The sequence below is a fragment of the Chelatococcus sp. XZ-Ab1 genome (genome assembly GCF_029309855.1).
Taxonomy (GTDB): domain Bacteria; phylum Pseudomonadota; class Alphaproteobacteria; order Rhizobiales; family Beijerinckiaceae; genus Chelatococcus_A; species Chelatococcus_A sambhunathii.
Genome location: NZ_JARKII010000017.1, coordinates 46362 through 68110, shown reverse-complemented (window position 1 = coordinate 68110; position 21749 = coordinate 46362). Strand labels below are relative to the sequence as shown.

The 21749-nt window shown below is 68.1% G+C and carries 25 protein-coding genes; 20 read left to right on the top strand and 5 right to left on the bottom strand.

Annotated features, from left to right (window positions below):
- The 3 genes from P2T65_RS19730 to P2T65_RS19720 all read left to right on the top strand — a co-directional run.
- Positions 1 to 190: hypothetical protein (locus P2T65_RS19730; RefSeq protein WP_276200534.1), on the top strand; the 190-nt coding region annotated here is incomplete at its 5' end.
- Between the two features lie 367 nt (positions 191 to 557).
- Positions 558 to 2648, top strand: coding sequence for a peptidoglycan DD-metalloendopeptidase family protein (locus P2T65_RS19725; RefSeq protein ID WP_276200533.1), 2091 nt, complete (start codon positions 558 to 560; stop codon positions 2646 to 2648).
- 97 nt (positions 2649 to 2745) lie between these two features.
- Positions 2746 to 3663 carry an AEC family transporter gene (locus P2T65_RS19720; protein WP_276200532.1) on the top strand — a complete coding sequence of 306 codons (918 nt, stop codon included), beginning with the start codon at positions 2746 to 2748 and terminating at the stop codon, positions 3661 to 3663.
- A 16-nt stretch (positions 3664 to 3679) separates the two neighbouring features.
- Here P2T65_RS19720 and gluQRS read toward each other — a convergent pair whose 3' ends face one another.
- Entirely contained in the window at positions 3680 to 4591 is a 912-nt protein-coding gene (gluQRS, locus tag P2T65_RS19715) for a tRNA glutamyl-Q(34) synthetase GluQRS (RefSeq protein WP_276200531.1), read from the bottom strand.
- A 40-nt stretch (positions 4592 to 4631) separates the two neighbouring features.
- Here gluQRS and P2T65_RS19710 point away from each other — a divergent pair, with 40 nt between their 5' ends.
- Complete coding sequence (locus tag P2T65_RS19710) at positions 4632 to 5300, top strand: DNA-3-methyladenine glycosylase (RefSeq protein WP_210166022.1); 669 nt, start codon at positions 4632 to 4634, stop codon at positions 5298 to 5300.
- A gap of 81 nt (positions 5301 to 5381) precedes the next feature.
- On the top strand, positions 5382 to 6065 hold the full coding sequence (locus tag P2T65_RS19705) for a prolyl oligopeptidase family serine peptidase (RefSeq protein WP_055460874.1): 684 nt from the start codon (positions 5382 to 5384) through the stop codon (positions 6063 to 6065).
- Here the strand turns inward: P2T65_RS19705 and P2T65_RS19700 are convergent, their stop codons facing one another.
- Together P2T65_RS19700 and P2T65_RS19695 are read right to left on the bottom strand one after the other, a co-directional pair.
- Positions 6066 to 6836 carry an aldolase/citrate lyase family protein gene (locus P2T65_RS19700; RefSeq protein WP_055460875.1) on the bottom strand — a complete coding sequence of 257 codons (771 nt, stop codon included), beginning with the start codon at positions 6834 to 6836 and terminating at the stop codon, positions 6066 to 6068.
- Positions 6837 to 6867: 31 nt separating this feature from the next.
- Positions 6868 to 7188 carry a DUF1476 domain-containing protein gene (locus tag P2T65_RS19695; RefSeq protein WP_019402192.1) on the bottom strand — a complete coding sequence of 107 codons (321 nt, stop codon included), beginning with the start codon at positions 7186 to 7188 and terminating at the stop codon, positions 6868 to 6870.
- Between the two features lie 335 nt (positions 7189 to 7523).
- On the opposite strand from P2T65_RS19695, the gene purC reads away from it, so the two are divergent.
- The 3 genes from purC (at position 7524) to purQ (ending at position 9339) form a co-directional block, all read left to right on the top strand.
- Positions 7524 to 8318, top strand: coding sequence for a phosphoribosylaminoimidazolesuccinocarboxamide synthase (gene purC, locus P2T65_RS19690; protein WP_019402193.1), 795 nt, complete (start codon positions 7524 to 7526; stop codon positions 8316 to 8318).
- An 88-nt stretch (positions 8319 to 8406) separates the two neighbouring features.
- A complete protein-coding gene (gene purS / locus P2T65_RS19685; RefSeq protein ID WP_055460876.1) occupies positions 8407 to 8649 on the top strand; it encodes a phosphoribosylformylglycinamidine synthase subunit PurS in 243 nt (80 codons plus the stop codon).
- A 6-nt stretch (positions 8650 to 8655) separates the two neighbouring features.
- Complete coding sequence (gene purQ, locus P2T65_RS19680; protein ID WP_063187678.1) at positions 8656 to 9339, top strand: phosphoribosylformylglycinamidine synthase subunit PurQ; 684 nt, start codon at positions 8656 to 8658, stop codon at positions 9337 to 9339.
- A gap of 33 nt (positions 9340 to 9372) precedes the next feature.
- On the opposite strand, the gene P2T65_RS19675 is transcribed toward purQ, so the two are convergent.
- Complete coding sequence (locus P2T65_RS19675; protein WP_063187681.1) at positions 9373 to 9795, bottom strand: hypothetical protein; 423 nt, start codon at positions 9793 to 9795, stop codon at positions 9373 to 9375.
- 190 nt (positions 9796 to 9985) lie between these two features.
- Between P2T65_RS19675 and purL the strand changes: the two genes are divergently transcribed.
- From purL to P2T65_RS19655, 4 genes are all read left to right on the top strand, one after another.
- Positions 9986 to 12199, top strand: coding sequence for a phosphoribosylformylglycinamidine synthase subunit PurL (gene purL, locus P2T65_RS19670; protein ID WP_276200530.1), 2214 nt, complete (start codon positions 9986 to 9988; stop codon positions 12197 to 12199).
- A gap of 35 nt (positions 12200 to 12234) precedes the next feature.
- On the top strand, positions 12235 to 12471 hold the full coding sequence (locus P2T65_RS19665; protein ID WP_055460879.1) for a BolA family transcriptional regulator: 237 nt from the start codon (positions 12235 to 12237) through the stop codon (positions 12469 to 12471).
- Positions 12472 to 12518: 47 nt separating this feature from the next.
- On the top strand, positions 12519 to 12860 hold the full coding sequence (gene grxD, locus P2T65_RS19660) for a Grx4 family monothiol glutaredoxin (RefSeq protein WP_055460924.1): 342 nt from the start codon (positions 12519 to 12521) through the stop codon (positions 12858 to 12860).
- A 96-nt stretch (positions 12861 to 12956) separates the two neighbouring features.
- The gene (locus P2T65_RS19655) at positions 12957 to 13370 is read left to right on the top strand and encodes a hypothetical protein (protein WP_276200529.1); all 414 of its coding nucleotides are present in this window, start codon (positions 12957 to 12959) and stop codon (positions 13368 to 13370) included.
- On the opposite strand, the gene P2T65_RS19650 is transcribed toward P2T65_RS19655, so the two are convergent.
- Positions 13367 to 14017 (bottom strand): TlpA disulfide reductase family protein, encoded by a 651-nt coding sequence (locus tag P2T65_RS19650; protein ID WP_276200528.1) that lies wholly within the window; start codon positions 14015 to 14017, stop codon positions 13367 to 13369. The two genes, P2T65_RS19655 and P2T65_RS19650, sit on opposite strands and share 4 nt — an antisense overlap.
- Between P2T65_RS19650 and P2T65_RS19645 the strand changes: the two genes are divergently transcribed.
- The 8 genes from P2T65_RS19645 to P2T65_RS19610 all read left to right on the top strand — a co-directional run bounded on the left by P2T65_RS19645 (position 14016) and on the right by P2T65_RS19610 (position 21748).
- The gene (locus P2T65_RS19645) at positions 14016 to 14471 is read left to right on the top strand and encodes a lipoprotein (protein WP_245280631.1); all 456 of its coding nucleotides are present in this window, start codon (positions 14016 to 14018) and stop codon (positions 14469 to 14471) included. The two genes, P2T65_RS19650 and P2T65_RS19645, sit on opposite strands and share 2 nt — an antisense overlap.
- 31 nt (positions 14472 to 14502) lie before the next feature.
- Positions 14503 to 15780: a diaminopimelate decarboxylase gene (gene lysA / locus P2T65_RS19640; RefSeq protein WP_276200527.1), complete on the top strand. Its 1278-nt coding sequence runs from the start codon at positions 14503 to 14505 to the stop codon at positions 15778 to 15780.
- A gap of 83 nt (positions 15781 to 15863) precedes the next feature.
- Positions 15864 to 18389 carry a TIGR02302 family protein gene (locus P2T65_RS19635; RefSeq protein ID WP_055460884.1) on the top strand — a complete coding sequence of 842 codons (2526 nt, stop codon included), beginning with the start codon at positions 15864 to 15866 and terminating at the stop codon, positions 18387 to 18389.
- Positions 18390 to 18491: 102 nt separating this feature from the next.
- Positions 18492 to 18677 carry a twin transmembrane helix small protein gene (locus P2T65_RS19630; protein WP_055460885.1) on the top strand — a complete coding sequence of 62 codons (186 nt, stop codon included), beginning with the start codon at positions 18492 to 18494 and terminating at the stop codon, positions 18675 to 18677.
- A gap of 205 nt (positions 18678 to 18882) precedes the next feature.
- Positions 18883 to 19491, top strand: a complete 609-nt coding sequence (locus P2T65_RS19625) for an acyloxyacyl hydrolase (protein WP_055460886.1) — start codon at positions 18883 to 18885, stop codon at positions 19489 to 19491.
- Positions 19492 to 19497: 6 nt separating this feature from the next.
- The gene (locus P2T65_RS19620) at positions 19498 to 20076 is read left to right on the top strand and encodes a cob(I)yrinic acid a,c-diamide adenosyltransferase (protein WP_276200526.1); all 579 of its coding nucleotides are present in this window, start codon (positions 19498 to 19500) and stop codon (positions 20074 to 20076) included.
- Positions 20077 to 20128: 52 nt separating this feature from the next.
- A complete protein-coding gene (locus P2T65_RS19615; RefSeq protein ID WP_055460887.1) occupies positions 20129 to 20842 on the top strand; it encodes a rhomboid family intramembrane serine protease in 714 nt (237 codons plus the stop codon).
- A gap of 156 nt (positions 20843 to 20998) precedes the next feature.
- A complete protein-coding gene (locus P2T65_RS19610) occupies positions 20999 to 21748 on the top strand; it encodes an electron transfer flavoprotein subunit beta/FixA family protein (RefSeq protein ID WP_063187699.1) in 750 nt (249 codons plus the stop codon).
- Position 21749 lies beyond the last annotated feature (1 nt).

Here is a 21749-nt window from a genome sequence, read left to right as displayed (position 1 = left end):
CACAGCCGATATCTCTATCGCCCACACCAACCAGAAAAACCCCGAAAGGCTCAACCGATCAGCAAAGGCCGCAAAAATACCGCCGCCTACGCTTCTCTTCCTCTCTCAACAATGTCAAAGAGCGATGCATCCGGTGATGCTGCCGCCTCAGGAGCACAAGCATCCATCCCGACCGTGGCCGGGTGGATGAACCCGTCTTTCAGATGAAGCGGTCAGCGCCGCTCGCCGTCAGCGGCAGCGCCGTTGTGGGGCTTATATAGGTCGGGTCGATTTCCCCTGTCAACACGGGCCATGAATTTTTTTTGACGGCCACCACCCACCCCCTGGGGATAACCCGCGATACGTCATGGCCGCCGTCGCCTCGCAGCCCCGCCGCACTTCGACCATACTGTCTGCGCAAACAGGCGACACAGCGGTCTCTTGCAACGACGGCGCCTTGCAGGTTCCGGTTGATTTGCCGGTTGGTCACCGGCAAAAGACGATCTGCAGCTTGAACGCGCACGCGTTCAACCGGCCGGCGGCAAGGGCTTCTGGTGCCAGGGGACGAACACGAGAGCATGAAGATTGACCACATGCCCGAGGGCAGCGGAGCCTTCCTGTCGCCTGCGGATGCCGTCCCGCCACGGGCGCCCGTACGCGTCGAAGGCGCGCGACGCGAGCGCCCGATCGTGCTGGTCGATCTCGGTCACGAGCCGCCCATCGATCCCGAAGGCCAGACCTCGCCGCATGGCGACCGCCGCAGCTTCAGCCTGCGCTGGCTTGCCGCCAGCATCCTGACCGGAGTGAGCGGCGCGGCGCTGCTCGGCGCGGCCATCTATGTAGCGCTGCAAGGCGACACCATCTTTGCACAGTTGCCCGAACGGGCGCGGGAGATCGTTCGGGGCGGCGATGACGGGCGCCAAGGCGAAAGCCGTATCGTCAAGGGCGACAAGCTCGTGCGCTCCGAGCTCTTCGTCGCCGCCAAGCAGACCATCAAGGCGCCGATGACCATGCGGGTCGGCGACCGCGAGGTGATCAAGGTCAGGCCCTTCCTGCGCCTTGCCACCAACCTGTCGCAGACGGCCGGCGTCTACGCCTCCGATATTCCGCCCTTCAATCCGCTCAAGCTCTATGCCGAGGGAGAGGATGCCGCCGAGCGCCTCGCCGAGGTGGAGCCGGCTCCCTCCGATGCCGATGCAGACGTATCCTTCGTTCGCCGGGACCTCGACGACGTCGACATCGACGCCGATGCGCCGGGCCTGACCGACGAGGAAGCCCTCGCGCAGCTGGCCGAGGAGCAGCGGCTGACCGTCAGCGTCCGCAACGAGCCGTCGTTGACCGCGCCGGCCCAACTGATGCTCTCGCGCACCCTGCGCCATGTGGCCCTGGCAAGTCCCGCCCTCGCCTACGCCAATCCGATCGACGCCCCGTTCAAGGAGCTCGACATCCGCGTGGTGCCCGAGAACGTCACGATCGTCGAAAGACAGCCCCCCGGCGAGGGCGCCGCCGCCATCGACGAGAAGATCATCCCCATCAAGAAGGGTGACAAGCTCGCCGACCTCCTGGCTGCGGAGGGCGCCGATCAGGACGCGGTCGCGGCCATCCTCGCGGCGCTGGGGAGTGACGCAGTCAAGGCCGTGCGCGAGGGCCAGAATGTTCGGGTGCTCCTCGCCCCCAATGCCGACGGCAGCGGCCCGCGGCGCATCGCGCGGGTCATGATCCTCGATTCCCAGTCGATCGCGGCGATGGCCGCCCTCGATGATCGGGGCCGCTTCGTGCCTGTGTCGCTGCCGCAGGAGGAATTCGCCACGGCAGCGGCCGAGACGGGCGATGAAACCGGCGAGGAAGGCGAGGAGGAGGCCGGCGGGCGCGGCGCCCGCCTTTACGAGAGCCTCTATGAGACGGCGCAGAAGAACGGCATTGCGCGCGCTGTCGTCCAGGATCTCATCCGCATCTTTGCCTATGACGTCGATTTCCAGCGCCGCGTCGGGCCGAGCGACTCGATCGAGCTGTTCATGGCCGATGACGATGGCACGGCCGGCGGAGATGTCTTGTTTGCCGCGCTCACCGTCGGCGGCGAGCGACGGGCGGTCTACCGCTACCAGTCACCGCAGGACAACGCCGTGGACTATTTCGACGAGGACGGACGTTCGCTGAAGAAGTTCCTGCTGCGCAAGCCGATCACCGACGGCATCATGCGGTCGGGCTTCGGCACCCGCCGTCATCCGATCCTCGGCTATTCCAAGATGCACACGGGCGTCGACTGGTCGAACCGGTCAGGCACGCCCATTCTCGCCGCCGGCGACGGCGTCGTGATCAAGGCCGGCTGGAGCTCCGGCTACGGCCGGCGCATCGAGATCCAGCACGCCAATGGCTACGTCACGACCTATTCCCACCAGTCGGGGTTCGCCCGCGGCATCCAGGAGGGCAGCCGGGTACGCCAGGGCCAGGTCATCGGCTATGTCGGCAACACGGGCCTGTCGACCGGGGCGCACCTGCACTACGAGGTGCTGGTCAACGGCCACTTCGTCAATCCGATGAAAATCAAGGTGCCGCGCGGCCGCGAGCTGGAGGGCACGGCGCTCGCCGAGTTCCGCCGCCAGCGCAACCAGATCCGCGAGCTGCGCGGCCGGGCCGAGACGGGCGTGCAGATGGCCGAGGGCGGCTGAGCCGCTCCGGCGGCCGCATGGCAGCCCTGCGCCTCAACGCCTAGCCCGTCCGGCGCCCCCGCTCCAAGGTCGCGCAGCTTCTCCGACCGGTCAGGCCATGCTCTCCGTCTTCCTGCTCGTCTTGCCGATCTTCGGGCTCATCGCCGTCGGCTTCTTCGCCCGCTTCGTCGGCCTGCTCAACGACCGCACCGGCGAAGGCCTGTCGGATTTCGTCTATGCCCTCGCCATTCCCTGTCTCATCTTCCGCACCCTGGCGAAGGCCACGCTGCCGGAGGTGCAGCCCTGGGGCTACTGGCTAGCCTATTTCGGCGGCGTCGCCGTCGTGTGGGTGCTTGCCACGGTCATCGCGCGGCGCCTGTTCGGCGTCACGGAGACGGAGGGGGCCGTTGCCGGCTTCTCGGCGGCGCAGTCCAACACCGTACTCGTCGGCATCCCGCTCATCCTCAAGGCCTATGGCGACGAGGGCGCCGTTCCGCTCTTCCTGCTGATCGCTATCCACCTGCCGATCATGATGACGGTGGCCACCATCCTCGTCGAAGGGCGCGGCACCTCGCCGCTGACCATCGCACGGCGGCTGATCACCCATCCCATCGTCATCGCGGTCATCCTCGGCTCGCTGGCGAGGCTCCTGCCGGGCGGGCTGCCCGACGTCGCCTGGGCCCTCATCAATCCCATCGCCGAGGCGGCCGTGCCCTGCGCGCTCATCGCCATGGGCGTCGCGCTGCGACGCTACGGCTTCGGCGAAGGCCTCGGTCTCGCAAGCACGATCACGGTGCTCAAGCTGCTGGTGCACCCTTTCATTGTCTATGTGCTGGCGCTGCACGTGTTCCAGATTCCGCCGACCTGGGCGGGCGTCGCCGTGCTGTTCGCGGCCTCGCCCTCCGGCATCAATGCCTACCTCCTCGCCGAACGGTACCGCTGCGGCATCGCCATCGCCTCCGGCTCCATCGCCATGTCGACGGGCTTCGCGCTGGCGAGCACGATCCTCTGGCTTACGGTGCTCGGGGCCGGCTAAGGCCGGTTTCCCGAGCTCAGAGACGGAAGCCGAGGCGTCGCCTGATCTCCTCCGCGCCGATCCCTGCCGCCCTCAGATCACGCAGGGCCGGCGAGCCGCGACTCTTGGCGAGCTTGAGACCGGCTTCGTCGGCGACGAGGTCGTGGTGGTGATAGCGCGGCACCGGCAGCTCGAGCAGCGCCTGCAGGAGGCGGTGCACGTCGGTCGCCGCCGCGAGGTCGCGTCCGCGCACCACATGCGTGACGCCCTGCAGCGCGTCGTCGACGACCACCGACAGGTGATAGCTCGTCGGCACCTCCTTGCGCGCGAGCACCACGTCGCCCCAGCGCGCCGGATCGGCGGAGACGACTCGCTCGCCATCGTCGGGATCAAAGGCGATGAAGACCAGTTCGCGACCGGATGCCGCAAGGCGGCCGAGAGCGCCCGCCATGTCGAGCCGCAAGGCATGCGGTTCGCCGGCGGCGAGGCGGCGGGCGACCTCATCGGCCTGCAGCCGCCGCGCGAGCCCGGGATAGAGCGGCGCGCCGTCGGGATCGCACGGCCACGGTCTACCTTCGGCACGCTCCCATTCGGCAATGGCTGTCCGGATCTCCTGGCGGCTGGCGAAACAGGGATAAACGAGGCCCATCGCACGCAGCTTCCCCAGCGCCGCCCCGTAGTCGGCCATGTGATCCGACTGGCGGCGCACCGGCTCCTCCCATGCGAAACCCAGCCAGGCGAGATCCTCGTAGATGGCCCGTTCGAACTCCGGGCGGCAGCGCGTCGGGTCGATGTCCTCGATGCGCAGCAGCAGCCGCCCGCCGAGCCGGCGGGCGAGCGCCGCATTAAGCAGTGCCGAATAGGCGTGCCCGAGGTGGAGGAAACCATTGGGGCTCGGCGCGAAGCGCAAAACGGGTGTCGTCTTCGCCCCCACTGCCGCATGCGTCATGATGAAACGACCACGATTCGAATCATGCCGAGGATATCCGATGCCGCGCATCATCGACGGCGAGACGGCGCTCGACCATGCCCTCTCCGGCCTCATCGCCGCCGACCCGCTGATCGGCGAGCTTGTCGAGGCCGGCGCGCGGCCGCCGCTGCGCCTGCGAGATCCGGGCTTTTCCGGGCTCGCCGGCATCATCGTCGCCCAGCAGGTGTCCGTTGCCAGCGCCAATGCGATCTGGGCGCGGGTGACGGCGCGTTTCGACCCGCTCGAGCCCCTCGCCTTCCTCGCCGCGAGCGATGCGGACCTGCGCGCCTGCGGGCTCTCGCTGCCGAAAATGCGCGGGCTGCGCGCCGTCGCCCTCGCGATCGCCGAAGGGCATCTGCCGATCGAGGCGCTCGGCGCGATGGCGCCGGACGAGGCCATCGCCGCGCTCACCGCCGTGAAGGGCATCGGCCCGTGGACCGCGGAAATCTACCTTCTCTTCTGCCTCGGCCATCCCGACATCTTTCCGGCCGGGGATCTCGCCCTGCAGGAGGCCGCGCGCCTTGCGCTCGCACTCGACGAACGCCCGCGCGAGAAGGAGCTGCGCGCCATCGCCGAGGAACGCTGGCAGCCTTTCCGCGGCGTCGCGGCACGCGTGCTGTGGGCCTATTACCGCATCGCCCGCCACGGTCGCGAAGGTGCACCGGTACTCGGCGCCGACGCTACATGAGCCGACGCGAATCGCTCGACCGTGCCAGCACGATTCGCTAATCAGCGGGAATAGCCATCACGAGCCGCACGGGACGACGACATGGACCAGCGAACGATAGACGGGCCGCGCCTTGCCGCGCGATCGGGCACCGCTCGCCAGCTCGTCGTCTTCCTGCACGGCTACGGCGCGGACGGAAACGACCTCATCGACATTGGCCGCCAGTGGCAGCGCTGGTTGCCGGATGCGGCCTTCGTCTCGCCGCACGCGCCGGAGCCCTGCGGCATGTCGCCCATGGGTCGGCAGTGGTTCGCCCTCACCTTCCGCGATCCGGACGAGCGCTGGCGCGGCGTCAACCATGCCGGGCCCGGGCTCGATGCCTTCCTCGACGCCGAGTTGGCCCGCCATGGGCTGAGCGGGGACCGGCTCGCCCTCGTCGGCTTCAGCCAGGGCACCATGATGGCGCTGCACGTTGGCCTCAGGCGGCGCAGCGCACCAGCGGCGATCGTCGGTTATTCCGGCATGCTGGTGGGGCCGAGCGGTGCTGCACCTGATGCGATGCGGGAAGAGATCCGCGCCCGGCCACCGGTGCTGCTGGTCCATGGCGATGCCGACGAGGTCATCCCGGTCGAGGCGCTGTTCTTTTCGTCGCAGGCGCTGTCGAGCCTCGACGTGCCGACCGAATGGCACCTGTCGCCGGGCATCGGGCATGGCATCGACAGCGAGGGCCTGCGCCAGGGCGGATTGTTCCTCGCACGCGCCTTCGGCCTGCCCTACCCGGCCTGATCAGCGCCCGACAGCCGCGAGCGCCGCCTGCGCGCCCTGGCGCAGGAAGACCGTGTCGCTGCCAATGGCGGAGACGACGATGCCCTTGCGCGCGAAGGCCGCCGCGCGCTCCGGCGGGCCCGCATAGGCCCAGACCGCCTTGCCGGCCGCCTTGGCGCGGGCAAGCACGTGGTCGATCGCTTCGTCGACGGCCGCCGATTCCGGCTCGAGCTCACGTCCGCCGGACAAGGCGATGGACAGGTCGGAGGGGCCGATGAAGACCGCATCAATGCCTTCGACCGCGAGGATGTCGTCGAGCGCGTCAAGCGCCGCTCGCGTCTCGATCATCGCCACAGCGCCAGTGAGGCCGTTGGCGCGGGCGAGATAGTCCTTCGGTGCCAGACCCGACAGGGCGAGCGCCGCATGCGGCCCCCAGCTGCGCTCGCCGAGCGGCGGGAACTTGGCGAAGGCTGCGAAGGCCCGTGCATCGGCTGCTGAATTGACCATCGGCGCAATGACGGCGGCGGCCCCGGCGTCGAGCATGCGCGAGGTCGCCTGGAAATCGCCGACGGGAATGCGGACGACGGCTGGCTTGCCGGCGCCGGCCACCAACTGGATGCCGCGGATGGCGGCGTCGATGTCGACGGCCCCATGCTGCATGTCGAGCGTGACGACGTCGAAGGCCTCACGGGCGAGCACAGCGGCGACGGCCGGCTCGCGGCTGCCAACCCAGGCGGAAAACAGCGGCCCGCCTGATGCGAGCCGGCTGGCGAAATCCCCATGGATCGACATGGCGTCCCCCGACCAATCTGCGGCAGCGACCCTACTGGCCTTTGACTTCCTCGATGGCCTGGGCCATCAGCTCGGTCATGGTGCGGCGGATCTGGTGGTCGGACTGGCCGACACCAGCGGCATCGAAATCGGCCCGCACCTTGCGGAAGACGTCGTCGTCGCCCGCCTCCTCGAAATCGGCCAGAACGACACTCTTGGCATAGGCCTCGGCATCGGGCCCGGACTTGCCGAGTTGCTGCGCCGCCCAGAGCCCGAGCAGCTTGTTGCGCCGGGCCGTCGCCTTGAAGCGCAACTCCTCGTCGTGCGCAAACTTCTTCTCGAAGGCCTCTTCGCGCTTGTCGAAGGTCGTCATCGGGCTCAACTCTCCCTCATGCGGTCGCTCAGGCGGCGATATAGATGGCGGGAGGCTTAAGCGCCAGCCCAAATCGGGCTCGAATCACGCCTCCTCCCCTTTCCCTCATCAGACACCGGACGGTGCGCGCTTGCAACGCATGCCGCGACACCCCACATCCGGGTCGATGATGGCCAGCGAACGTCCGCCGCCCGGCGCGGTCGTTGTGCTTCAGCGCGCAATCGGCTAGGTTGCGCCTCGCGGGCGAGGGCTTTGTCCGCAAGCACAAAGAGCCTCGAACCGGTCCCCGCCCGCTTCGAGCCGCGGACCTTTTGTATGGAGCCACGGCACCCCCGATGGACTTTCTCAAAACACGGTATACGCCGATGAACCGTCGCCGTCGTATCTACGAGGGCAAGGCAAAGGTGCTCTACGAGGGCCCCGAGCCGGGCACGCTCATTCAACACTTCAAGGATGATGCGACCGCATTCAACGCCAAGAAGCACGAGATTATCGACGGCAAGGGCGTTCTGAACAACCGCATCTCGGAATACATCTTCCAGAATCTCAACGACATCGGCGTGCCGACGCACTTCATCCGTCGGCTGAACATGCGTGAGCAGTTGATCCGCGAGGTCGAGATCATCCCGCTCGAGGTGGTGGTGCGCAACGTCGCTGCCGGGTCCCTGTCGCAGCGCCTCGGCATCGAGGAAGGCACGCAGCTGCCGCGCTCGATCATCGAGTTCTACTACAAGAACGACGCGCTCAACGACCCGATGGTCTCGGAGGAGCACATCACCGCTTTCGGCTGGGCGACGCCTCAGGAGATCGATGACATCATGGCGCTCGCCATCCGTGTCAACGACTTCCTCTCTGGTCTCTTCCTGGGCGTCGGCATCCGCCTCGTCGACTTCAAGATGGAAACGGGCCGCATGTGGGAAGGCGACATGATGCGCATCGTCGTCGCCGACGAGATCTCGCCCGACTCGTGCCGCCTGTGGGACATCAAGTCGAACGACAAGATGGACAAGGACCGCTTCCGCAAGGACATGGGCGGCCTGATCGAGGCCTATTCGGAGGTCGCCCGCCGCCTTGGCATCCTCACCGAGAACGAGCGGCCCGGCCACGGTGGCCCGCGCCTGGTGCAGTGACGCGCTGGACGTTGCCGCAAGGCGCAATTTTGATTAAGCGGGGGCCGTTGGCCCCCGTTTCCATTTTCTCGTGCCGGAGAGCTGAACCATGAAAGCCCGCGTGACCGTGACCCTCAAGCAAGGCGTGCTCGACCCGCAGGGCAAGGCCATCGAAGGGGGGCTCAAGTCCCTCGGCATCGAGGGCATCGGGGCTGTTCGCCAGGGCAAGGTCTTCGACATCGAGGTGGAGAGCGCGGACAAGGCAAAGGCCGAGAGCGTGCTGCGCGACGCCTGCGAGCGCCTGCTCGCCAACACCGTCATCGAGAACTACCGCATCGAGCTCGCGGAGTAAGCGGCAATGAAAGCGGCGGTCATCACCTTCCCCGGCTCCAACCGTGACGGCGACGTCGCACGCGCCTTGAGACAGGCCGGCGCCACGGTCGTTTCCGCATGGCATGCCGACCACGACTTGCCGGCGGGCACCGATCTTGCCGTGCTGCCGGGCGGCTTCTCCTACGGCGACTATCTGCGCTGCGGCGCCATCGCCAGCCGGGCGCCGATCATGGACGCGGTGCGAGCGCACGCGGCGCGCGGCGGGCTCGTGCTCGGCATCTGCAACGGCTTTCAGATCCTGTGCGAATCCGGCCTCCTGCCGGGCGTACTGATGCGCAACGCCGACCTGCACTTCATCTGCCGGCGCCAGCACCTCAAGGTGGCGCGGGCGGACACCGCCTTCACTAACCGCTACCATGTCGGCCAGGTCATCGACGTCTGCATCGCCCACGGCGAGGGCAACTACGTCTGCGACGAGGAGACGCTGCACGAGCTGGAATCGGAAGGCCGCGTCGCCTTCCGCTATTGTGATGCGGCGGGCAACGTTTCGCGCGCGGCCAACCCCAACGGCTCGCTCAACGACATCGCGGGCGTATTTTCCGAAGATCTCAATGTCCTCGGCATGATGCCGCATCCCGAAAACCTCATCGATGAGCTTGTGGGTGGCACGGACGGACGCGGCCTCTTCGAAAGCCTCGCAGCGGCATGACCGGCGGCTTGGGGGTCACTCCGTTGTCCAGGCCTACATGGCCCATGAGACGCGCGTCGCGGCCGCGACCGGCATGGTCTCGTAGCGGAATAGGCCGAGCACGCCCGTCTCGACGCGCCCCGAGGCCGCCACGGTGAGGGTACGTGTCGCCGGATCCTTCTCGACCGTGACCTGTTCCACCCAGGTCACGCCAAGACCGTAGAAATTCGCCCGGAACATCTGGCCGGCCCGACGCTCCAGCGTCAGCTGGTCCAGCTCCTCCGCCTCCCGGGCCAATTGCTGTGCCGTGGCATCGAGAACACTCTGCATGTCGAAGCGCACGTTGGCGGCGCGGGCGTATTCGGCGACGATCCCGCACGGCACGAGCAACAATACGGGCCACAGGATGCGCGCCGCGGCGACCACCGTATCGGCGCGCTTGCGCAGGCCGTCCGAAAAGCTTCCACTCCGTCCCATGGCCGTCCAATCCGCTCCCGACGCGATACTGTTGGTGAACGGATCGCGAATTCCGTGCCGCTGCCGCTGTGCCAAAATGGTGCGCCGGAGGCGACCGCGGACCTTTTCGCCGTCGCCGCGATTGCCTCGGCGAGGCTGAAAGGCTATGGCCGGGCGAGCGCTTTTCGACCGAGCCCAAGCGGAAACCGAGATGATCCCGAACGAGCCAAAGATCACGCCCGAACTCGTCGCCGAGCACGGCCTCAAGCCCGACGAATACGAGCGTTTCGTGGCCCTCATCGGCCGCGAGCCGACGATCACCGAGCTCGGCATCGTCTCGGCGATGTGGAACGAGCACTGCTCCTACAAGTCCTCGCGCCTGCACCTGAAGACGCTGCCGACGCAGGCGCCGTGGGTCATCCAGGGCCCGGGCGAGAACGCCGGCGTCATCGACATCGGCGACGGGCTCGCCTGCGTCTTCAAGATGGAGAGCCACAACCACCCGTCCTATATCGAACCCTATCAGGGCGCGACAACCGGCGTGGGTGGCATCCTGCGCGACGTCTTCACCATGGGCGCGCGGCCGGTCGCGGCGCTCAACGCCCTGCGCTTCGGCTCTCCCGACCACCCGAAGACCCGCCATCTCGTCGCCGGCGTCGTGGCCGGCATCGGCGGCTACGGCAATTCCTTCGGCGTGCCGACCGTCGGCGGCTCGGTGGGCTTCCACTCGCGCTACGACGGCAACATCCTCGTCAATGCCATGGCGGTCGGCATCGCCAAGGCGGACGAGATCTTCTACGCCAAGGCGACCGGCGTCGGTAACCCGATCGTCTATCTCGGCTCGAAGACGGGCCGCGACGGCATCCACGGCGCCACCATGGCCTCGGCCGAGTTCGACGAGAACTCCGAGGAGAAGCGCCCGACCGTGCAGGTCGGCGATCCCTTCGCCGAGAAGCTGCTGCTCGAGGCCTGTCTCGAACTGATGGCCTCAGGCTCCGTCATCGCCATCCAGGACATGGGCGCGGCCGGCCTCACCTGCTCGGCCGTCGAGATGGGCGCCAAGGGCGACCTCGGCATTGAGCTCGACCTCGACGCCGTGCCCTGCCGCGAGGAAGGCATGAGCGCCTACGAGATGATGCTGTCGGAGAGCCAGGAGCGCATGCTCATGGTGCTCGACCCCGACAAGCACGACATCGCCGAGGCCATCTTCCGCAAATGGGGACTCGATTTCGCCGTCATCGGCAAGACGACCGACACCTTGCGCTTCGTCGTCAGGCACAAGGGCGAGGTTATGGCCGACCTGCCGATCAAGGAGCTCGGCGACGAGGCTCCCGTTTACGACCGACCGCATATCCAGAATGCCATCGAGCCCGTATTGCCGCCGGAGACGGTGGCGGCGCCGATGGCAAACGGCGAGGCGCTGGTCAGGCTCGTCGGCACGCCGGACCTCTCATCCAAGCGCTGGGTGTGGGAGCAGTACGACCATCTCATCCTCGGCAACACGGTGCAGACGCCGGGCGGCGACGCCGCCATCGTGCGCGTCGGCGACGGGCCGAAGGGCCTTGCCATGACGACGGACGTCACGCCGCGCTATTGCGAGGCGGACCCGGTCGAGGGCGGCAAGCAGGCGGTGGCGGAAGCCTGGCGCAACATCACTGCCGTCGGCGGCCTGCCGCTCGCCGTCACCGACAACCTCAACTTCGGCAATCCGGAGAAGCCGGACGTGATGGGCCAGTTCGTCGGCTGCATCCGCGGCATCGGCGAGGCCTGCCGCGCGCTCGACTTCCCGGTCGTCTCCGGCAACGTCTCGCTCTACAACGAGACGCAGGGCCGCTCCATCCTGCCCACCCCGACCATCGGCGGCGTCGGCCTCCTCGACGACGTCAGGGTGCACGCCACCATCGCCTTCAAGGGCGAGGGCGAGAGCCTCATCCTTATCGGCGAGACCAGAGGCTGGCTCGGCCAGTCGCTCTACCTGCGCGATATCTGCGGGCGTGAGGAAGGGGCGCCGCCCCCCGTCGACCTCGCCGTCGAGAAGCGGAATGGTGATTTCGTGCGCCACCTGATCCGCGCCGGGCGCGTCAGGACCGTGCACGACTGCTCGGATGGCGGCCTCGCCGTGGCGCTTGCCGAGATGGCGATGACAAGCGGCATCGGCTGCGCGGTGGACACGGTGTCGGAGGGACTCTCCGCCCACGCCTTCCTCTTTGGAGAGGACCAGGCGCGCTATGTCCTCGCCGTGCCGGCGCACGAGGCAGAGGCAGTCCTCGCCAGCGCGGCGGAGGCCGGCGTGCCGGCCCTGCGCCTCGGCCTCACCGGCGGCGAGGCGTTGACCCTGCCGGGCGAGGCGCCCATATCACTGGAACGCCTCAAAACGGCGCATGAATCATGGCTGCCGGACTACATGGCGGGTCAAATCGCCTGAACTGGCACGGCGGGACAAGGGAAGGGGCTGCGGCAATGGCAATGGACGCACGCGAGATCGAAGAGCTCATCAAGGCGCATCTGCCCGATGCGACGGTCGAGATTCGCGATCTCGCCGGCGATGGCGACCACTATGCTGCGACGGTGATCTCGCCGTCGTTCAAGGGCAAGACCCGCGTTCAGCAGCATCAGATGGTCTATGCCGCGCTGCAAGGCCGCATGGGCGGGGCGCTCCACGCCCTTGCATTGACGACGGCCGCGCCCGAGAATTGATGCCGGACCGCGGGTCGATGGACGAGCCCCGCGAACAGGGAAAGATCATGAGCAACGCCCACGCTTTCATCGACAACGAGGTCAAGACGAACGACGTCGTGCTCTTCATGAAGGGCACCCCCCAGTTCCCCATGTGCGGGTTCTCCGGCCAGGTCGTGCAGATTCTCGACTACCTCGGCGTGCCCTACAAGGGCGTCAACGTGCTGGAGGACGACGGCATCCGCCAGGGTATCAAGGACTATTCCAACTGGCCGACCATCCCGCAGCTCTATGTGAAGGGCGAATTCGTCGGCGGCTGCGACATCGTGCGCGAAATGTTCCAGTCGGGTGAGTTGCAGAGCCACCTCAGTGACAAGGGCATCGCGGTGCGCGTGCCCGAGAAGGGCTGACGCGCGGCAATTGCGAAACGCATCAGGGCACGCCGCGCGGGGCGGCGTGCCCTTTTTCATGGGCCTTTTCCTGGCCGCGACGCAACGGAGGTACACGTGCCGGCAAGTGCAGTGCTTCCCGCGGCCCTTGTGCTGGCCTTGGCCGCCGCACCGGGAAGCCTTGCCCGGGACAAGGGCGAGAGCCCCTTCGCCGCGGCCGATGCGCCGCCGGCGAAGCCGGCCGCGTGCCACGAGATCCGCGGGCTCATCCGCGACGCGCCCGATCAGGAGGAGGCGGCCCGCATCGACTTCGGGGCCGTCGGGCCGCTGTCGCTCGTCGAGCACGACGGGGCGCTGGCCTATCTCGGCATCTGCGCCGAGCCGGACGTGCGGGTGCTCTGCGTCACCTATTCCACCAACGGCATGCAGCCGGGTGACGTCGTGGCCGTGACGGGCGGCTACCAGCGAGTGGACGAGAACCTCGTGATCCTCGATCCCTGCCTAGCGGCACGTCCCGGCGAAGGCGGCTAGCGGCCGAGCGCGGCCCTGATGAAGGTCACCGCGTCGTCCGAATGCCACTCGGCCGGGCCGGCAAGTTCGGCGACGGCGCAGCCGTTCGGCCCGACGACGAGCGTCGTCGGCATGCCGAAGGCCTTGCCGGCGGACTTGAGCTCCTGGAAGATCTTCGCCTCCGGGTCCCGGTAGTGGGCGAGGCGCGTGATGCCGGCGTCCTTCAGCCAGACCTGTGGCTTTTCGGGATCGCGCGTATCGATGTTGACGGCGACGACCTCGAAATCGGCGCCGCCGAGGTCGGCCTGAAGGGCGTCGAGCGCCGGCATCTCTTGGCGGCACGGCGCGCACCAGGTGGCCCAGAGATTGAGCAGGACGGTGCGGCCCTCGAAATCGGCGAGCGTCAGGCGCTTTCCGTCCGGCCCGTCGAAAGCGAGCGGCGGCAGGGGCTGTGGCGTCGACGGCACCTTTACGGCCGCCAACTCGCCCTTGGCGAGCGGGCGCAGCCGGTCGAGCGTCGCCTGCGCCATCTCGCACTGGGCGGCCGCAGCATCGTTGCCGCCGACGAGCCGGCCCGCCGTGAGGGCAAGCCCCACCCCGAGGATCGCGGCCCCGAGGACGGCTACGACGAACAGCGGCCGGCGGATGAGCGGCGTGGTCTCGGCCATGGGTCTGTCACCTCTCCTCAATCACCTCATGGGCGCATTAGTGCGCGCCGGCGGCGAAATCCAGACCGTCGCCACTCACGAAGACGTGGCCGATGAGCGCAGGTGGCGGATCGCGGCTTCGGCCACGCGCCTGCACCATCGCCGGCGTTTGGGGCTCGCGCTTCGCGATCCTTCCGCTATAGTGCGCGCCGTTTTCCCGGAGAATGCCTTCGTGCCGTCACCGCTGCCCACCGCCCGTTCCCTTGCCGTCGTCCTCGCCGTCGCGCTCGCGCTCGCCGCCTGTGGCCGACGCGGCGCGCTCGAACTGCCGCCGGACCCGAACGCCCCGGCGCAGGAGGAGAAGACCTCGACCGGCGGCGCGAGCCTGACGCCGTCCCCGGTCGGCACGCCGAAGAAACAGCCGGTCGCGCAGCCGCGCCCCAACGAGCCCTTCTTCCTCGACGCCATCCTCTGAAAGGGCGGCCGCTGCGGCGGTCCATCCGGCCATGCACCACTTCTCCTATCGCGGTGACGTTCTCCATGCCGAGGACGTTGACCTCACCCGTCTCGCCGACGAAGTCGGGACACCGTTCTACTGCTATTCCACCGAGACGCTGAGCCGGCACTACCGCGTCTTCGCGGAAGCCTTCGCCGGCGAGAAGGCGCTCGTCTGCTACGCCGTCAAGGCCAATTCGAATCAGGCCGTGCTCAAGACGCTCGCCGACCTCGGCGCCGGCATGGACATCGTCTCGGCCGGCGAACTCGCCCGCGCGCTCGCGGCCGGCGTGCCCGCGCACAAGATCGTCTTCTCCGGTGTCGCGAAGACGAAGGAGGAGATGGCGACGGCGCTCGACGCCGGCATCCTGTGTTTCAACCTCGAATCGGAGCCGGAGCTCGAGGCCCTGTCCGAGGTGGCGCAGTCGCTCGGGCAGATCGCGCCCGTCTCCGTGCGCGTCAATCCGGACGTCGACGCCAAGACCCACGCCAAGATCTCTACCGGCAAGTCCGAGAACAAGTTCGGCATCCCGATCGCGCGCGCGCGGGAAGTCTATGCCCATGCCGCCACCCTGCCCGGCATCGCCGTGCGCGGGGTGGACATGCATATCGGCAGCCAAATTACCGATCTTGCCCCGTTCGACAATGCAGCAGCCCTGCTCGCCGAGCTGGCGCGCGACCTGATGGCGGCGGGCCACAAGCTGCATCACATCGACTTCGGCGGCGGCCTCGGCATCCCATATCGCCACGACGATCCCCCGCCGCCGGATCCGAAGGCCTATGCCGAGGTCATCACCCGCCACACCAGGGGCCTCGGCCTCGAGCTCGTCTTCGAGATCGGCCGCATGATAGCCGGCAACGCCGGCATCCTCGTGACGCGCGTGGTCTACGTGAAGCACGGCGAGGGCAAGACCTTCGTCATCGTCGACGCCGGCATGAACGACCTCATCCGGCCGACCCTCTACGAGGCGCACCACGACATCATCCCGGTGGTGCAGGCCCCACATGCGGGACAGATCAAGGCCGATGTCGTCGGGCCGGTGTGCGAGAGCGGCGACTATCTCGCCCTTGGGCGCCGGATGCCGGAGGTGAAGGCGGGCGACCTCATCGCCGTCATGACGGCCGGGGCATATGGCGCGGTTCAGGCCAACACCTACAATACCCGCCCGCTGGTGCCCGAGGTGCTGGTGCGGGGCAGCGATGCCGCCATCGTGCGGCCGCGCCCGAGCGTCGCGGAGATGATTGCCCTCGACCGCATCCCCGATTGGCTCAACCACAAATCGGCGTGAGACGGGGTTCTCGTCGCGCCCGGGCATGTTAACCTTCGTGTCGGTGGGGGCATTGTGCCGGAGACGGCGCGTGGAGAACCCGCATGAGCGAAAGCCCGGCACGCGTGCCCGCGCGCGTACGGCCCATGATCGACGAGCGGCTCAGCGCGCTCACGGCGCGTGCCCGTCTGGTGCTGTGGTGGGAAGCGCTGTGGCCGGCCCTCTGGTGGCCGCTCGGCACCATCATCGCCTTCCTCATCCTGTCGCTTCTGGGCATCTGGGACATGGTGCCCACAGGCGCGCGGCCCTACGGCGTCGGCCTTGCCGCGCTTGTGCTGCTGGCCTCTCTCGTCCCGCTCGTGCGCGTTCCCCCGCCGACACGACAACGGGTGCTCGCCCGCATCGACCGCGATTCGCCGGCGCCGCATCGGCCCGCGACAGCGCTCGCCGACAGCTTGGCCGGCACGCCGAGTGATCCCGGCACCCTCGCTCTGTGGGAGGCGCACCGGCAGCGCGCCGCCGCGGCGATCGATTCGATGCGCGTCGCGCCGCCGCGGCCGGGCATGGCGGCACGCGACCCCTTTGCCGTGCGTGGCGGCCTCATCATCGTGCTTGCGGCGGCACTCATCGCCGCGGGCGCCGATGCCGTCCCGCGCCTGAAATCCGCCTTCGACTGGCAGGCGCCGCAGAGCGCGGGGCTACCCTTCCGCATCGACGGTTGGATCGATCCGCCACACTACACGCGCCTGCCGCCACTGTTGCTCGACCTGCGCGGCGGCGAGGTGCGCCAGGCCAAGGCGCCCGTCGGCAGCACGGTCGTGGTGCGGGCGGCCGGCAGTGCCGACCTTTCCGTCTCCGCCGGCCGCGGCCTGCCGAGCATCGAGGAACCGACCGGGAATTCCTCGGCCGGGCTCATCGAGCGCCGGTTCACCGTCCGGGCGGACGACGAACTCGTGGTCTCGTCGCAGGCAGGTGCCAGCCGCGTGGTCATCGAAGCCACGCCGGACATGGCGCCGACGATCACCTTCTCCGGCGAGCCGCAGAACAATGCGCGCGGCAGCATTACCCTCACCTATCGCATGGGCGACGACTACGGCATCGACACCGCCGAGGCGCTCGTTGCGCCGCTCGGACAGGAGGGCCGGCGCCCCTTGGTGCCGCCGCCGCGCATCACGCTCGCCCTGCCAATCGATCCGGCGGCGGACGAGGACACACGCACGACGAGCGACCTGTCTGCGAGCCCCTGGGCGGGTGCGACCGTGGCCATGACCCTGGTCGCCCGTGACCACGCGAGCCAGGAGGGACGCAGCGAGACGAAGACCGTCGTGCTGCCGCAGCGGCCCTTCACAAAGCCGCTCGCCAAGGCGCTCGTCGAGCAGCGCCGTAACCTCGTGCTCGCGCCGGACGAGCGCAACCGGGTGCAGACGGCACTCGATGCACTGCTCATCGCTCCGGAAGATTTTACGCCGGAGCTCGGGGTCTATATCGGCCTCGGCCTCGCCTCCGCGCGCCTTGCCGCAGCCAAGAGCGACGAAGAGCTCCTCGACGTCGCCGAACTACTGTGGGCGATGGCGCTGCAAATTGAGGACGGCGGCATGTCTCAGGCCGAGCGCGACCTTCGGGCGGCCCAGGAGGCGCTGCGCCAGGCGCTGGAGCGCGGGGCGGACGAGGAGGAGATCCGGCGCCTGACCGACGAACTGCGACAGGCTATGAACAACTTCCTGCGCGAATTCGCCCAGCGCATGCAGCAGAATCCTGGCCAGCCAAACCAGGCGCGGCCGGACGCCCAGGGGCGCACCATCACGCCGCAGGATCTCGACAACCTCCTGAACCGGCTCGAGGAAATGGCCCGGCAGGGCGCCACGGCAGACGCGCAGCGCCTGCTCGACGAGTTGCGCAACATTCTGGAGAACCTGCAGACCGCCCGCCCCAACCAGGGCGGCGACCAGTTCTCGCAGGAGATGAACCGCTCCCTCAACGAGCTCGACGAGATGATGCGTGATCAGCGCAACCTGCGCGACGACACCTACCGCCAGAGCGCGCCCTGGTCGCAGCAGAACCGGGGCGGACAGCGCCAGCGCGGCCAGCAGGCCCAGCCGGGGCAGGACGGCCAGCAGGATCAGGATGCTCAGGGGCTCGCCGACCGGCAGCAGGCGCTGCGCGAGCGCCTGGAGGAACTGCGCCGCCGGATGCGCGACTTCGGCCTCGAGGACGAGCCTGGCTTCGGCGAGGCCGAGGAGGCGATGCGCGAAGCCGAAGGCCAGCTCGGCCAGGGGCAGAGCGGGGATGCCGTCGACGCTCAGGGACGGGCGCTCGATGCCCTGCAGCGCGGGGCGCAGGGTCTCGCCCAGCAGATGCAGGGCAACGGCCAGCCGCAGCAGGCCGACGGCTCCGACGGGCCGCCCCAGCAGGGCGCCACGGGCCCCGGCGGGCCGCGCAACGAGGACCCTCTCGGACGGCCGACGCGCAACCGCGACTGGTCGGACGGCCGCGTGCGCATTCCAGGCGCGGACGAATCAGCGGCGGTGCGGGCACGGCGCATCCTCGACGAACTGCGCCGGCGGCTCGGCGATCCAACCCGGCCGAGCGAGGAAATCGACTATCTCGAGCGCCTCCTGCGTCGCAATTGACCGAAGAAGGCCGATCCCGGACACAGCGGCGAGACGATCGGTCGCTGGACCCAGGTACGCGGCAGGGTTGGAGACGACGCAAGGGAGCTCTAAAGCACGATCATGACCGCCAATACACTTGTCTCCATGGCCGTCGGCGTCGTCGCCGTGGTCCTCGTCCTCGGGCTCTTCAACATGCTGCGCGGCGGCAGCCCCGAGCGCTCGCAACGCCTGATGCGTCTGCGGGTTCTGCTGCAGTTCCTCGCCATCATCCTCATCATGCTCGTCGTGTGGATGCGCGGCTTCTGACAGCAACCGCAGCAGAACTGCAACACTGGCGCAACACTTTGCTAACCATGTGCGGTTCAGGGTTGCCCGGCGATCAGCTCCGCTTTAAGCCTTTTCATCACGATCAGGCATGCCTCTGAGCGGGAGGAGTGCTGGTCCGTTCCTCGCTGGCAGGCCCTCTCTCCCGGATCGCCTGTCATCTCTGGCATTAGCGACGTTGGTGCCGATGAACCTGTTCCGCTCCTTCCGGGCTGCGATCTGCGTGCCGGCCGTTCTTACTTGGGGCCTTCCGGCGCAGGCCGCCGATTTTGCACCGCCTGCTCCGGCCATCTATCAGGCTCCGGCCCCATCCGGCAGCCTTTCCGACTTCGTCTCGCAGTTGCGCCTGGGCGTCCTCGCGCACGATCCCGGCGGCAAGGAGGATGGCTCCGTCGACGTCATTGGTGAGGTCGTCTTTGCCAAGCCGTGGTCGCACGGGAATCCGCTCGTCGACATGCTGCTGCCCACCTTCAATGCCGGCATCAGCGCAAATACCGACGGCAAGACGAGCTATGTCTTCGCCGGTCTCAACTGGCATGCCGACATCACGGACGCGCTGTTCATCGAGCTCGACTTCGGCGGTGCCGTGCACAACGGCAAGGTGGGCGACGTGGTGCCCGACGGGCGCGATGCCCTCGGCTGCCGTGTTCTCTTCCGCGAGGCGGCGTCCATCGGCTATCGGTTCGACGCCAACTGGAGTGTGCTGGCCACTGTGGAGCATCTTTCCAACGGCGGGCTTTGCGACGACAATCGCGGCCTCACCAATGTCGGTGCGAAGCTGAGCTACCATTTCTGAGGGGTCATGGTCCGCCTCAACCGCATCTATACCCGCACCGGCGACGACGGCACGACGGGCCTCGCCACGGGCGCGCGGCGGCCGAAGTACGACCTCAGGGTCGAGGCCTACGGCACGGTGGACGAGGCGAACGCCTGCATCGGGCTCGCCCGTCTGCATACGGGCGCGGATGCCGAGCTCGATGCCATGCTCGCGCGCATCCAGAACGACCTGTTCGATCTCGGGGCCGATCTCTCGACGCCGGACGACGGCAAGCCGCTGCCCTACGAGCCGCTGCGCATCCTCGACGCGCAGGTGGCGCGGCTCGAAGGTGAGATCGACCAGCTGAACGCGCATCTGTCGCCGCTGCGCTCCTTCGTCCTGCCCGGTGGCAGCCCGGCGGCGGCGGCGCTGCACCTGGCCCGCACCGTCTGCCGGCGGGCCGAGCGCCAGGCGACCGCGCTCGCCGCGCGCGCGGACGAGCCGGTGACGCCGGCGGTCGTCAAATATCTCAACCGCCTGTCGGATTTCCTCTTCGTCGCCGCACGCTACGCCAACGACAAGGGCGTGGCGGACGTGCTATGGATACCCGGGCAGAACCGCTGAGCGTACCGGGAGCGGCGCTGCCGCCGATCGTCCCCGGGCCGGAGCGCTCCACATGTTTGTGCCGCTGCACGATGGCGTGCCGATGCGCAATCTCAGGGCGCCTTACGCCACCTATGCGCTCCTCGTCATCTGCATCCTCGGCTACCTGCTGATTCTCGCCGATCCGGACATCCTGCCGGCGGACTGGGCGATCGCCGGGCTCGGCGTCATTCCGGGCGTGCTCTTCGGCGCCCTTTCCCTGCCGGAGGGGCTGCCGCTGGTGCCGGAGCCGGCGACGCTGCTGACGAGCCTCTTCCTGCACGTCTCCTTCCTGCACCTCGCCGGCAACATGCTGTTCCTCTGGGTCTTCGGCGACAATGTCGAGGACGCGATGGGGCACGCCCGCTTCATCCTGTTTTTCCTCCTGTGCGGCACTGCGGCCGGCCTCGCACATGCTTTCGCCGTTCCCGGTTCGGAGCGGCCGCTTGTCGGCGCTTCGGGCGCGGTGTCGGGCGTTGTCGCCGCCTATCTCATCCTCCATCCGCGCGTCCGGCTGTGGGGCCTCTTCTTCGCGCGCATCCCGCTCCGGCTGCGGGCCTACTGGGCCATCGGCCTGTGGCTCGCCTTCCAGATCTTCCAGGCCTTCACCGCCTCGGACGATTCGGTGGGCTGGTACGCGCATATCGGCGGCTTTGCCGCAGGAGCCGTGCTGGTCCTCATGTTGCGCCGCCGCGACCAGCCGCTGCTCGGCATCGCCGATGGGCCACGCGAGACCGGGGACGCCTAGCCGCTCGTCGGCGTTGACAAGCCCGAACGGCGCTCGTTACGGTCCCCCGCCACGCAAGTTGCCTGTTGATGCGGCAGGCGGTCGCTCAGCTTTGCTGCACCGCCACATGACGGCAGGGCGTCCCATGTCGGTCCTCGGTCGAAAGGACTCAAGTCGATGAAGATCCTGGTGCCCGTGAAGCGGGTCGTAGACTACAATGTCAAGATCCGCGTCAAGGCGGACGGCTCGGGTGTCGAGCTCGCCAATGTGAAGATGTCCATGAACCCCTTCGACGAGATCGCCGTCGAGGAGGCCATCCGCCTCAAGGAGGCGGGCAAGGCGAGCGAGATCGTCGTCGTGTCGATCGGCCCGCAGCAGGCGGCCGAGACCATCCGCACCGGCCTTGCCATGGGCGCCGACCGCGGCATCCTCGTGAAGACCGACGTTGCCACCGAACCGCTCGGCGTCGCCAAGGTGTTGAAGAAGATCATCGAGCAGGAGGCGCCCGGCCTCGTCATCATGGGCAAGCAGGCCATCGACGACGACGCCAACCAGACCGGCCAGATGCTCGCCGCGCTGCTCGGCTGGTCGCAGGGCACTTTCGCCTCCAAGGTCGTGGTCGGCGATGGCTCCGTCGACGTGACGCGCGAGATCGACGGTGGCCTGCAGACGCTGACACTGAAGCTGCCGGCCATCGTGACGACGGATCTGCGCCTCAACGAGCCGCGCTATGCGTCACTGCCCAACATCATGAAGGCGAAGAAGAAGCCGATCGACGAGACAAGCCCCGAGGCGCTCGGCGTCGACGTGTCGCCGCGCCTCAAGGTGCTGAAGACGGCGGAGCCGCCCGTGCGCCAGGCCGGCGTCAAGGTGAGCTCGGTTGCCGAGTTGGTGCAGAAACTCAAGAACGAGGCAGGAGTTCTCTAAG